The following is a 12648-nucleotide window of genomic DNA, read 5'->3' as shown; positions in this document are numbered from 1 at the left end:
TGAGTGGAGCTATTCAATATAAAACTTCTAAAATTAAAAAGACAAAATTTAATGGAAATCAATCGTTTAGATATTAGAAATAAAAAACAGCAACCTATATTAAAATAGTTGCTGTTTTTATGTAGTTTAATTGACTATTTATTAAAATTCTCAATTGCTTTATTAATATTTAAAGGAGGTCTTCCAATATCGTCTTGAGAAGTTACATCAATTATAACATTATTGATACGGTTTAAAAATTTAAGAAAATATTCCCTATCTTCTTCAATCTCCTTTTCATCAATATTCGATAATGAAACTTTATCTAATTGATAATTAAATCTAGCTACTATAGTTAAATTACGAGTATCATTCCCATTCTCTTCTTCGCCATTTATATTTAGTTCTAGAAAAAAAGCTCTTGTATAATGATCTTCATTCGCGACCCCGAACTTAGCAGTAATAGTAACAGAAATTTCTTCACTATCTGGGTACTCTTCCAAAACATTATAGACAATTTTATTAATACTTAAATTCATTTTTCCCCTCTATTCTAATGTCCAATCTTTTATTTTGAAATCCACTTTATCCAAGACACTTCTAAAGTCACTAGTATTTTCCAATTTAATATGAATATGATCTTTTTTAAGTATGTTTGTATCATTAATTGCAAATGAATCATAAAATCTTGCATCAGCTTCAATCAAGCTCAATGTCTTTTTTATATTGATTTTATTAGGTAATGAACAATCAAAACGAACTCCTAATTTAGGAATTTTATTTTCAACTTGATCAACACTATATACATACTTTTTAGGGAAAATTTTATTTCCTATTTTCCCCATTCTATACATAACCTCACTTGAAAGCGCATCTTTAATATCCATTTGCCCTTCTAACAACATTTTTATCTTTGAAACAGAAGTACTAACAATCAACAATTCAATTACATCAGCTCTAGCTCCATTGTTCAAAAATGCAGTTCTATTTTGTAAAGTATACGCTAAGTAATATTTATCTAATTCATTTAATACAAACATTAAGGGTTCACTTATATCAAGCAAAGTATGACAATTATAACTATTTAAAATATCCAAATTACTCATATTACCAAAAATATTCTCAACCTTTTTATCTATATTCACTCTACAATACCCCCTTATTAAAAGGATATAAACAAAAACCACCAAACATACCGCTTAAATCTATACCCCTTAATTTCCAAAAGTTAAAATGATAATATAATGGATCATCATTATGCTCATCTTCGTTTCTCTCAATAAGACCCAGCTCTAAATTAATATTACCAACAAAATAATAATCCATACTTTCAATATACTTAACATTTAATTTATATTTAACTTCATTCACTTTTTGTTCTATTTCATCAAAATCTATACATTCTTCATGTTCATCATTTCTAAAAAATTTAAAAAATGATATAGAATAATCCATTCTAGAGTCATAGTTTACAATAAATTCTTTTTGTTCAGTTTTAAATTCTAGGCCTAAAATATCTATAAACCTTTGAGGTACAATCTTCTTAAGTCTATAATCTATTTTTCTCCGTTGATTTCCACATGTTATGTTTTTGATTTTGGTTTCAATATGCGAAGGAAGAAAGTAAAGAGGCATCATTTCTTCTAAATTTTCCTTCACAAAGTCTTCAGAAAACACTTCTATTTCCTCAATCTTATCTATAACATCATCAAAATCTTCAAATTTTAAAAGATCATCTGATATTTGTGGGACAGAAAATTTTATTAAGTCTACTTTAGGATTTAGAAAACGTACTAAATTATTTAACTCTAAATATCTAATTTCACCATAAGTCTTGTCAGCAATATCAATTTCTATTTTTTCGAAGTCTGTTTTTAAATATACTAAATTTTCTTCTTTATGAGGCTCGCATCTTTCTGTATAGAATTGTTGTAATCTCTCCACCATTTCTTCTCCCTAGGTATTTAGTTATTCAAGTGAATCGCCTATTTTAATGTACTTATTAATCATATGATACCATACAAACCCTTAATGACTAATATAATCTAATTGTTATTTTAAAAATAAGAAAAACATAATAATCTCTTGGGTATCAATTCTGGTATCACTAAACAAAAAGCTTGGAAGAAACCTTATAAATATGGCTTTCCAAGCTTTTTCCAGTTGTTATTTATTTACTCCCACTCAATAGTTGCTGGTGGCTTAGATGTAATGTCATACACGCAGCGGTTGATGTGGTCTACTTCGTTTATGATACGTACTGAGATTTTTTCTAATACGTCCCAAGGGATACGTGCCCAGTCAGATGTCATACCGTCGATTGATGTTACAGCGCGGATACCGATTGTGTAATCGTATGTGCGTTGGTCGCCCATTACACCGACAGAGCGGATGTCAGGTAATACAGTGAAGTATTGCCAGATGTCGCGGTCAAGGCCAGCTTTTGCGATTTCTTCACGTAGGATGAAGTCAGATTCGCGAACGATTTCTAATTTTTCTTCTGTTACTTCGCCAAGTACACGGATTCCAAGACCAGGGCCTGGGAATGGTTGACGCCATACTACTTTTTCATCAAGACCTAATTCAAGACCTAATTGACGTACTTCGTCTTTGAATAGTGTGTTTAATGGCTCGATTAATTCGAATTGCATGTCTTCTGGAAGACCACCAACGTTATGGTGTGATTTAATTGTTTGAGCTGTAGCTGTACCAGATTCAATAATGTCTGTGTATAGTGTTCCTTGTGCTAGGAAGTCCATACCTTCTAATTTTGAAGCTTCTTCGTCAAATACGTAAACGAATTCGTTACCGATGATTTTACGTTTTTTCTCTGGGTCAGAAACGCCTTTTAATTTGTTCATGAAGCGTTCGCGTGCATCAATTTTGATCACGTTCATGTCGAAGTCTTCAGTGAAAGTTTTCATTACTTGTTCAACTTCACCTTTACGGTTTAAGTTGTGGTCTACGAACATACAAGTTAATTGGTCGCCGATTGCTTTGTGGATTAATACCGCTACAACTGATGAGTCAACGCCACCTGAAAGTGCGCAAAGTACTTTTTTGTCGCCAACTTGTTCACGAATTTTCTCGATTTCTACTTCGATGAAGTTCGCCATTGACCAGTCGCCTTTTGATTGGCAAATGTCTAATGCGAAGTGACGTAGTAAGTCGTTTCCATAAACAGAGTGACGTACTTCTGGGTGGAACTGTACTGCATAGAATTTGCGGCTTTCGTCTGCCATTGCAGAGATTGGGCAAGATTCGCTTGTTGCGATTGTAGTGAAACCTTCTGGTGTTTCTGTTACAAGGTCACCGTGACTCATCCATACAACTTGTTCTGTTGGAAGGTCTGCAAATAATGCATTCTCTTGTAAAATTTTAATTTCAGCTTTACCGTATTCACTGTTACCTGCTTTTTCAACTTTACCGCCTAGTGTATGTGCCATTAATTGCATACCATAGCAAATACCTAAGATTGGTAAACCTAATTCGAAAATAGCTGGGTCAATGCTGAATGCACCTTCACCATAAACTGAGTTCGGGCCGCCTGAGAAAATAATCCCTGTAGCGTGCATGCCTTTGATGTCTTCAGCTGTAATTGTGTGTGGGTGTAATTCACTGTATACACCGAATTCACGAATACGACGTGTAATTAATTGATTATATTGGCTACCGAAATCAAGAACAACAATCTTCTCTTGATTCATTAAATTTGTACTTGCTGACAAAAGTTCCACCTCTTCATTAATAGTTAAATTGATTACGTACTCATACGGTAGGACGGATGTAGTTCATCTCAATTGATTCGAAAAGAACGCGTATGAAAATATCACTATTTTCCACGCGTCCTCACTTCACATAAAAGATGATTTACTAAGCCTCTATATATACCGTTCATCCACCTTCATAGTCAAGTTATTTACGGCAACTCGGTAGAGACATTCGAACCATATTATCGAACATATATGAGGGTAATTCAATTATTATACTTTGCACTTAGTTTAACTGTAGTAAGGCTTAAAATCAACCTCTTGTTTCATTAATTAAATTTTTCCAACATTCTTTAAATTCATCCCATCTAGCCGAATCAGCATTCGGATCATATAAGCGTCGTTCCATTAAATTTGTCAATTTCGACATATCTTCTGTACGGAGCTGTTGATCCACTCGTTTTGCAAATGTTGCTAGTGTTTCACCGTCTTCTCTCACAAGTAGATTATGACGTGCTAGTCGGCGAAGTAGTACACGATAAGCTTGTTCAATTGGTGGTTTTTTCTGATTGTAATACCAGATGAACAAGTTCACATACCAGCGATGACGTGTAAAGAATAAGACAATCGCTAGTACTATGACACCAATACTGAATGCGATTGGCAACCAATTATTCGTATTCGTTGTTGCTTTTTGTTCTTTTGGTTGTTGTTCTTTTTTCGTTTCTTGCTCTTTCTTTGGTTGTTCCTTCTTTTGCTCTTCTTGCTTTTTCTGTTCTTCCTGCTTCTTTTCTTCTTCTTTTTTCTTAGGTGCTTCGTTTTGTGTCGTTTCTTCTTCGACTTGTTCATCGAATCCTTCAAAACCGATTGTCGGTTCAAATGGCATCCAACCAACTTCTGGAATGTAGACTTCTACCCATGAGTGTGCGTTATTGTTCGTTACACTATATTGGCTCATACCATCCTTTAATACTTCCGTTGAAGCGGTTTTATCGCCTGGTGAGAATCCTTTCACCCAGCGAGTTGGTACACCAATCGAGCGCATCATCATGACCATCGAAGTCGAGAAATTATCACAATACCCTACTTTTGTGGCGAATAAGAAGCGATCAACATAATCTTCATCACCTGTTGGATAACCGACATTTATATTTGAATAGCGATACCCCGATGTTTTAAAGTAATCGACCACTGCGTTTGCTTTATCATATACACTTTTTTCGTCTTTCGTAATATCTGTTGCTAAGTCACGTACTCGTTTTGGCAAGGTTGCAGGAACTTGTAGATTTTCTTTTTTCTCTTTCGGTGTAATACCTGTGTCTTTTGCAATCATTTGCATGCGTGATGCATCTAATTCTTTTTGTTTATAGATTGGTTTCGTATAAACATATTCATAGCTTAATAAATCAACGACTTTACGGTCTTTACCTTTCGTTGCACGAATCTTACCTGAATCTAACTCGATATAAAATTGATTGTTCTTTTCATTACTGCGTAAGATTTCTTTAATTCCATACGGTTGTACAAGGAAACTATATTTCTTATCCATCTTCACTCGCATATCTAATTCATTCTTTTTCTTACCACCTGGAATTGATGTTTTAATCGCTTCACCATAGTCAAATGTAGAGACGAGAATTTCGTCCTGTGCATTCTTCCAACCTCGTCCTGTATAGTAAGACTTCGATTCTACACGCATGTACTGCGGTTCTTTTGCAGTGTATTGAAAGACTGGTGTACTATCGCGTTCAAAGTCTCCCCCTAGTTGGTCGTCATTTTCAACATAACCAATTTTACCAACTGTATTAATATTAGCATTCGTCCACTTTACTAAATTTTCAATTGGCTCTGGTAAGTTTGTTGCTGCTTTTTGTTTTGGCATTGCATAAGCAAATGCCGCACTCACACCAATCAATAAAAATAACGGAACCAGTAGTTTTAAATAGTTCCCAATCGTTTGCTTCATTTTATTTTCACTCATCAGTCGCTCTGTGAATAATAAGCCCGTCAATAAGAAACCTAAAATCATCGTGCGTATAATACTTGCATCCGCATTATATTTTGTAAATGTATCAATGAGTGCTAAAAAAAGTACAGTTAAAATGAAGAAAAATAGAATAGAACGTCGAATCGTCAACCAATGGTGAATTAAATAAATGGTCATCCATAATAAAATTAAGAAGAGCATCGTTTTAAATCCATCTGACATATCTGTCCAGTTACCTGTAACAAGTGCACGCATACTTTCTGTTATACTCTGGATAAATGGTCCGTCTTGTGGCTTTTGTATGTATAACATAAACCAAATAATATAGGCGACTTTAATTCCAACAGAGATACCTGTATGTACGTGCGCAATATTTGTTACTAAGCAAATAACGATAAATAACATTAATAAACCGTAATGACCTGTATTCGTCAATTCCATAACGGGTAGTAACCATTCTCGTAACATAAAGAAAATAAGTACATATAAAAAGAGCAGCTTACTCCACTTCAACAAATCTTTATTCTCCATATCTACCCTCCTGACCCACTAAAGAAAAGCGTCCGCGTTCTACATAGACAACTTGAATACCTGCTTTTTCAGCATGATACTCAACAACTGGATCAGCTTTCCATGTTGTTTTATCATTTGGTTTTACGACATAGATGATTGGTTTACTACCGCGCGTGGCATTCATCTTTAATAAATCAATCCAATCCACATCTAACTGTGATGTAACGAGCATGAGTGCGTTTGAACTACGAACTAATTCATCATGTCCATAGATTTTCTTCGGCTCATAAATTGATGGTTCAATTGTCGCCAAATAATACATCAATTGCTCCAAATCATTCTCTGAACGAAACTCAGCTAATGAGAAGCGGTGTTCTCCTGCTCCTAAAAAACAAACAGGCTCCTTTTGGCGATGTGCCGCTTGCATAAGTGAAGCAACAAACGAAATCTGCCCTTCAAAATTCGCACCTTTTGATGTATCTAACACAACACATACATCATCTGATTGTTGATATTCAAATTCTTTCGTATAGAGCATGCCAGTTTTGGCAAAGCTCGACCAGTGAAGCCATGTCATACGATCTCCTGGGGCATAATCTCGAATACTTGCAACCATTGTCGACTGCTGCGGTTGTTTTTGTGATGTATAACCTAGCATTCCCTGTTCTTGTGAGAATCGTCTAGTGAAGGACATGTTCTCGACTTTCGGATAGACAATCAACGTCTTTTTCGCTTCAATGTATTTCGTCTTTTGAATCCACCCTAATACATCGGCTACTTGTACTTGAATACCTTCTAATTCATGGCGACCACGCGCTAGTTTTGGAACGGTATAGCTCCAACTTACTTGTCGCTTAAAGCCCATCGGTAATAACTTGTGTAAATCACGTGTCTGTAGTTCAGCAAAGGCGCCTTTTGGTTCCATTTCTTGTACAACAATGAACAAGATGGGAAGCCATGATTGTCTTTTTAATGTGACTTGAACTTTTAGTGCGTCACCTTCTACAAAACGCTTATTTAAAACCTTTCGTTCGACTGTCATATGACCAATTGGCGTTAAAAAGACAAGGAAGGAATACAGTGCAAATGGAATGACCATAAAGAACACAAACCATAACACGAATCCTCCTTGAATCGTTGCAAATAATAAACTGCCTAGCACAAGTAATAGGACGAGTAACATACGTGTGACAGACGATGTAATTCGTCTTAACCTCGATTTCATCGTGCTTCCGTCTTTCCAACAGGTACAGGAACACTTGCTAACACGCGTGCTACAATATCCTCTGCTGTTAAGTTTTCATAACGAATCTCTGGTTTTAAAAGAAGACGATGGGAGAATACGAATGGTGCTAAATATTGTACATCGTCTGGTGTCACATAGTTTCTTCCTTTTAAAAGCGCATAAGCTTGTGAAGCTTTCATTAAAGCAATCGAAGCACGAGGGCTTGCTCCTAAATAGATGGCTGTATGTTCACGTGTCGCTTGTGCAATCGATACAATATACTCTTTTAATAAGTCTGATACAGCTACTTCATCCACTTGTTTTTGAAGACCAATCAATTCTTCAATCGTAATCACTGCTTGTAGATTTTTAAGTGGACTTTCTCCCTCTGCTCGTCTTAACACTTCAATCTCATCTACTTTTGTTGGATAACCCATTTTCATTTTTAATAGGAAACGATCGAGTTGTGCTTCTGGTAATGGATACGTCCCTTCATACTCCACAGGATTCTGTGTCGCCATGACAAAGAACGGTTGACCAATATCGACTGTTTCACCATCAATTGTGACAGAAGCTTCTTCCATCGCTTCTAATAAAGCAGATTGTGTTTTAGGTGATGTTCGGTTAATTTCATCGGCAAGTACGATATTCCCCATGATTGGACCAGGACGGAAGTGGAATTCCATCTCTTTCGGATTATAAATTGAAACACCGACAACATCAGAAGGAAGTAAATCGGGTGTAAATTGAATACGCTTAAATTCCGCACTAAGTGACTTCGCTAAAGCACGAACCATGACTGTCTTACCTACCCCTGGCACGTCCTCTAGTAATACATGCCCTTTGGCTAGTAAAGAAACGAGGCTTAATTCGGCAATATGTTTTTTACCAATCATCACTTTCTCGATGTTTTCAATGACTGCTTGTAATTTATGTTGTGCTTCCATCCATATTCCTCCTAATATTACTGATTACTTCTATTTTGAAGTTATTTTCATTTTTCGTCAATCTAAGCGCAAGAAAACGAATTAAAATATACTTTTGATGTCTTTATTCTATAAAAAAGAGAAGATGCGCTCCAAATGTCACATCTTCCCTCTTTCCACCTAGAACATTCATCCTGTGTGAAACAAACTTAGTATTTTTTGTTTTGCGCACGAATAAGACCGATTTTACGCATGAAAAGTTCCTCCAAGTGTTCAGCTTCACCTTGAGCTAATACCTCTTCTAAAGGGCCATTCATTAACACTTCACCATCATGTAGTAGAAGTACATCGTCTGCCAATTCTTCTGCGAATGATAGTAAGTGTGTAGAGAATAAAACCGTCTTACCTAAATCTTTTTGTTCTTGTAAGATTTGTTTTAACTCTGCAATCCATAATAGATCGAGTCCGTTCGTTGGTTCATCTAAGATGAGTAATTTTTCATCACCTAGTAAACTTTGTGCTAAGTTCAGGCGTTGACGCATCCCTTTAGAGAACTGACGCACATGCTGTTTTCTAAATTCCCATAGACCAACGCGCTTTAATACTTGTTCTACATCAGACTTTGGTAATTTTTTCAGATGCGCAAGTAGTTGTAGAATTTCATACGCTGTTAATGTTTGCGGGAAATTTACGTCATCTGGCATGTACTTAATCGATACGCCATCTTCCCATTGTAATTCGCCTGACTCTAAATCTTCTTGACCGATTAATAAGCGAATTAGCGTACTTTTACCCGCACCGTTACCACCTGCTAAAGCAATAATTCTTCCGCTATTTAACTCAAAGTTAATGCCATGTAAACCATTATTAGAGGAATAGACTTTTTTGACATCAATACCTTTTACAATCATTCTGCTTTCCCCTTTCTAGATAGAATCCACTGTGCAAACAGTAGGGGACCTAAAATCCAAGCAACACAAACAACCATATAGATTAGATAACCAAAAACAGAATTATAGAATTCTGTAAAGTCAAAGAAAGCAGGTCCTAAAGCAGTTGTTTGTCCAGAGAATAGGAAATAACCGAAGCGAATCCATTCTGCAGGGTTTAAATGCATCATAATAATCGTTAATGTTAACGTTAATTTACCTGATACGAATGTACCGATTGCCATTAATAAATATGAAATTAATAGCAGTGCAGCTGCCCAGACAACGAGTGAGAGAGACAGTGCGTGTAGTCGGTTTTTTGCAATGACACCGCACAGTACAGCAATTGCTGCAAAAATTAAGACGAGTAGGATTGAGAGTGTAACGAATACTAAAGGTAATTGCACAGAACCTGCAATACCACTCATAATTAATACGACTGCAAACGATAGGATTAAGATTAAGAAGAACGATAAAACAATGGAGATGTATTTACCGAAAATGTAGCTTCCAAGTGACAGAGGATATGTTTTTAGGAGTGAGTACCATCCTGACTCCACATCGCTCGCCACACTCATACTACCGATTGTTAAGATGAATAGTGGTAGTAAGAAAAGTAATAGATTTAAAAAGCTTGCTGTTTGTCTCGTAAAACCATCAACAGGTAATGCGAGTTGTTGAATCAATGCAATTGCTGCAAAGACTAGAATGAACAGAACACCGACAAGTTGCATCCAGCGACTGCGGAGCATCTGCTTCCATTCTAGTTTAATAAAAAGTTGGTTCATGATGGATTACGCTCCCCAATTAAAGCTTTTTAGTTCGTCAAAGCTCATTACTTTTCCAGAGCCATTCTTTTCAACATATTTTTTTGCTGCTGCTTCATCTTTGAATGCAATGACACCATAACTCATTGGTGTTGGTACTTTTTTATCGTAAACGAATGTTGATTTTTCAACGTCTAACCATTCGTCACTGTCATTATCTTTAATGAATGCTTCACCAATATCATCTTTGTTCATTGTTTTATAGTAATCCATTAAACAACCGAGATCATCGAACATTTCATAATCGCCATTTTTCAAAGCGATTTGTCCAGCGTATTTTTCATTCGCTAAACTCATGTTACAGATTTTGCAAATGTCTGTTTGTTTATTAATTTCTTTTGCTTCATATTCTTTATTACCACAAGCAGTTAATAAGAGACTTGTCGCTAAAAGTGCGCCTAACCATTTTTTCTTCATATTTTAACACTCCTTCTCCAGCCATAAAGACTACCAATAAATAAAATACCACCTAAAATAATGAGCCAAATTTTCATTGGGCGATCTGTTTCAAATTCTGTAATGGATTTCATACGTGGTTTTTCATCCACTAATTGACTTGTTTCTGTCTTATTTGTTTGTTGGTCCATCTGATTCAGTAGTACAACACTTGGTGATTCAATGTAGTATTGGTAAGCAGGTTCACGTACCATCCACTGTCCAAAACTTTGAAGTGCTACATATTTTGAGTCGCCAATACCATCATCTTCTATGTCAAAACCAGAATAATCATCATAGTAGTTTCCGACAATATTACTCGCTGTACCATCTGAACGAATGTTCACGATATTCCCCAGGAAATCATTATGCTCTACTTCGTTCTCTTTATAAGACCCTGTGAATTCAACTGCTGTTTGATTCGTTAAAAATGTATTATCAAGAATCGTTGATTTTTTCATATTTTGACTTGAAATCGCTGTTCGATTCCCGATTAATTCATTATTTTTCGTCACGATATTCTCTGCATTATAAAGTGTAAAACCTGAACTATTCCAATCACTTTGATATTGGATTTTGTTCTTTTCTAATAATGCATTTTTTGCAATCATGAGCATAATTCCTGTCACATTATTTTCAAGTGTATTTCCTGTTGCATAAATATCTTTTCCGTACATATAGTGAAGACCATAGCGACTAAATGTAGCAATATTATTAATGATTCGTGATCCTGTTACACGTTCTAAATAATAAGCATCTAGCACTTCTGTAATGTCACTATCGGAGATATTAATGCGCTTACTATCATATGCCGCAATCCCTGTCCCCTTATCTGCATACTGTCCATCAATACCACGCATCTTAAAGTTTTTTACGTGGACATCCGATGAGTTTCGAATGTTTACACCGCTGAACATATAGACCATCTTCAGGTTCTCAATATGTATTTGTGAAGATTTCTTCACATCTATGGCAGACTGAGAACGTGAAAAGTTCAAATTTTTAAGGGTGACATCTTTTGTGTTTTCGATTGTTAATACTGTCTTATCATAGCCAGCTTTCAGCAGTGTTTTTTCACCACCGACAATCGTAATCGGCTTACGAATCGTTGCCTGTTCTCGGTACACACGATCAAATAGTTTTAACGTGCCTCCGCTTGGCGTTTTGTCGATTTGTTTTTGTAGTGATTCAGCATGGGCTTGTGCTGAAAAGCCAATTAGGCTAATGAAAAAAACGAGTAAAAAACGCCATTTCATATTGGTGCCTCCATTAACTACAAAGGGGAATTGCCCAAAAGGACAACTCCACTTCATGTATTATTTACTTAATGACCGCTGTTATCTGAATGTTCTTCGCTGTCTTTATGGTCTTCTTTACTATCACCGTGGTGACCGCCACCATTTGCTGCTTTGTACTTTTCGTGTGCTACATCATCAATGTCACTTACTTTTACGATTTTTGCACCTTTATGTTTGTCTGTGAAAGCTTTTGCACTTGCATCGTCTTTGAAGTAAGCAAAACCATAATGCATTGGTGTTTTAATGTCGCCTTTGACAACAACTGCATCATCAAGTTTCATCCAACTCTTATCATCGTAGTTTCTCACATATTTATCAAGCGTTACGTCGTGCTTTCTTTCATAGTTTAACATACAACCTGCATCATCAAAGAATAAATTCTTCCCGTCTTTGTCGACAGCTTGAGCTGTAAATGCGCCCATTTCATCCGACTTTTGATAAACAGTCATATTACAAAATGCACACACTTCATCTTTCGCTGGCTCTTTTAATGTGATGCCATCCACTACAGTTGTACCATTTGAATCTTTTGTTTGATTTTCAGTTTGTGTTGTTGAAGCAGTTGTCTTTGGTGATTCCTCTTTCTTCGCTTCATCTTCTGTATTTCCGCAAGCCGTTAATAATGACATAGCAATTAATGCACTAATTCCTAAACGATATTTCATATATTTTCCACTCCTTTTTTTCATTCACTTTATACTCTAACGGTCAATTGTGAAATAAGATGAAAGTTCATGTGACTTTTTTTCGTCAAAAATGAAATCTATTAGAAAAAAATCATCGAAACTTTTCACATAAAAAAAAGAACCGTACTTAATT

The 12648-nt window shown here is 35.8% G+C and carries 12 protein-coding genes and 1 riboswitch; all 12 genes read right to left on the bottom strand.

The window, feature by feature from the left end; all coding sequences use genetic code 11:
- Positions 1–134: 134 nt before the first annotated feature.
- Entirely contained in the window at positions 135–518 is a 384-nt protein-coding gene (locus ASO14_RS01820) for a hypothetical protein (protein WP_068450695.1), read from the bottom strand.
- A 9-nt stretch (positions 519–527) separates the two neighbouring features.
- Entirely contained in the window at positions 528–1124 is a 597-nt protein-coding gene (locus ASO14_RS01815; RefSeq protein ID WP_068450693.1) for a hypothetical protein, read from the bottom strand.
- Position 1125: 1 nt separating this feature from the next.
- The gene (locus ASO14_RS01810) at positions 1126–1923 is read right to left on the bottom strand and encodes a hypothetical protein (protein ID WP_068450691.1); all 798 of its coding nucleotides are present in this window, start codon (positions 1921–1923) and stop codon (positions 1126–1128) included.
- Between the two features lie 230 nt (positions 1924–2153).
- The gene (guaA, locus tag ASO14_RS01805; protein ID WP_121178177.1) at positions 2154–3686 is read right to left on the bottom strand and encodes a glutamine-hydrolyzing GMP synthase; all 1533 of its coding nucleotides are present in this window, start codon (positions 3684–3686) and stop codon (positions 2154–2156) included.
- Positions 3687–3866: 180 nt separating this feature from the next.
- A riboswitch (purine riboswitch) is annotated at positions 3867–3968 on the bottom strand.
- Between the two features lie 34 nt (positions 3969–4002).
- On the bottom strand, positions 4003–6207 hold the full coding sequence (locus tag ASO14_RS01800; protein ID WP_068450687.1) for a DUF4129 domain-containing transglutaminase family protein: 2205 nt from the start codon (positions 6205–6207) through the stop codon (positions 4003–4005).
- Positions 6197–7414: a DUF58 domain-containing protein gene (locus tag ASO14_RS01795; protein WP_082701341.1), complete on the bottom strand. Its 1218-nt coding sequence runs from the start codon at positions 7412–7414 to the stop codon at positions 6197–6199. The genes ASO14_RS01800 and ASO14_RS01795 overlap by 11 nt, the downstream gene beginning before the upstream one ends.
- Positions 7411–8361: an AAA family ATPase gene (locus ASO14_RS01790; RefSeq protein ID WP_068450683.1), complete on the bottom strand. Its 951-nt coding sequence runs from the start codon at positions 8359–8361 to the stop codon at positions 7411–7413. Before ASO14_RS01790 ends, ASO14_RS01795 begins: the two co-directional genes overlap by 4 nt.
- A 188-nt stretch (positions 8362–8549) precedes the next feature.
- Complete coding sequence (locus ASO14_RS01785; protein WP_068450681.1) at positions 8550–9251, bottom strand: ABC transporter ATP-binding protein; 702 nt, start codon at positions 9249–9251, stop codon at positions 8550–8552.
- Positions 9248–10057, bottom strand: coding sequence for an ABC transporter permease (locus ASO14_RS01780; RefSeq protein ID WP_068450679.1), 810 nt, complete (start codon positions 10055–10057; stop codon positions 9248–9250). The genes ASO14_RS01785 and ASO14_RS01780 overlap by 4 nt, the downstream gene beginning before the upstream one ends.
- Before the next feature lie 6 nt (positions 10058–10063).
- Positions 10064–10513 carry a nitrous oxide reductase accessory protein NosL gene (locus ASO14_RS01775; RefSeq protein ID WP_068450678.1) on the bottom strand — a complete coding sequence of 150 codons (450 nt, stop codon included), beginning with the start codon at positions 10511–10513 and terminating at the stop codon, positions 10064–10066.
- Positions 10510–11787 carry a right-handed parallel beta-helix repeat-containing protein gene (locus ASO14_RS01770; RefSeq protein WP_068450677.1) on the bottom strand — a complete coding sequence of 426 codons (1278 nt, stop codon included), beginning with the start codon at positions 11785–11787 and terminating at the stop codon, positions 10510–10512. Before ASO14_RS01770 ends, ASO14_RS01775 begins: the two co-directional genes overlap by 4 nt.
- 68 nt (positions 11788–11855) lie before the next feature.
- Positions 11856–12494 (bottom strand): nitrous oxide reductase accessory protein NosL, encoded by a 639-nt coding sequence (locus ASO14_RS01765; protein ID WP_082701339.1) that lies wholly within the window; start codon positions 12492–12494, stop codon positions 11856–11858.
- Positions 12495–12648: the final 154 nt, after the last annotated feature.

The sequence above is a fragment of the Kurthia sp. 11kri321 genome (assembly GCF_001534765.1).
GTDB classification, from domain to species: domain Bacteria; phylum Bacillota; class Bacilli; order Bacillales_A; family Planococcaceae; genus Kurthia; species Kurthia gibsonii.
This window is presented reverse-complemented; position numbering and strand designations above follow the sequence as displayed.

Coding starts and splice junctions, on each gene's coding strand:
- ASO14_RS01785 (WP_068450681.1), bottom strand. CDS start 9,251: ATGATTGTAAAAGGTATTGATGTCAAAAAAGTCTATTCCTCTAATAAT.
- guaA (WP_121178177.1), bottom strand. CDS start 3,686: ATGAATCAAGAGAAGATTGTTGTTCTTGATTTCGGTAGCCAATATAAT.
- ASO14_RS01775 (WP_068450678.1), bottom strand. CDS start 10,513: ATGAAGAAAAAATGGTTAGGCGCACTTTTAGCGACAAGTCTCTTATTA.
- ASO14_RS01765 (WP_082701339.1), bottom strand. CDS start 12,494: ATGAAATATCGTTTAGGAATTAGTGCATTAATTGCTATGTCATTATTA.
- ASO14_RS01800 (WP_068450687.1), bottom strand. CDS start 6,207: ATGGAGAATAAAGATTTGTTGAAGTGGAGTAAGCTGCTCTTTTTATAT.
- ASO14_RS01790 (WP_068450683.1), bottom strand. CDS start 8,361: ATGGAAGCACAACATAAATTACAAGCAGTCATTGAAAACATCGAGAAA.
- ASO14_RS01780 (WP_068450679.1), bottom strand. CDS start 10,057: ATGAACCAACTTTTTATTAAACTAGAATGGAAGCAGATGCTCCGCAGT.
- ASO14_RS01820 (WP_068450695.1), bottom strand. CDS start 518: ATGAATTTAAGTATTAATAAAATTGTCTATAATGTTTTGGAAGAGTAC.
- ASO14_RS01795 (WP_082701341.1), bottom strand. CDS start 7,414: ATGAAATCGAGGTTAAGACGAATTACATCGTCTGTCACACGTATGTTA.
- ASO14_RS01770 (WP_068450677.1), bottom strand. CDS start 11,787: ATGAAATGGCGTTTTTTACTCGTTTTTTTCATTAGCCTAATTGGCTTT.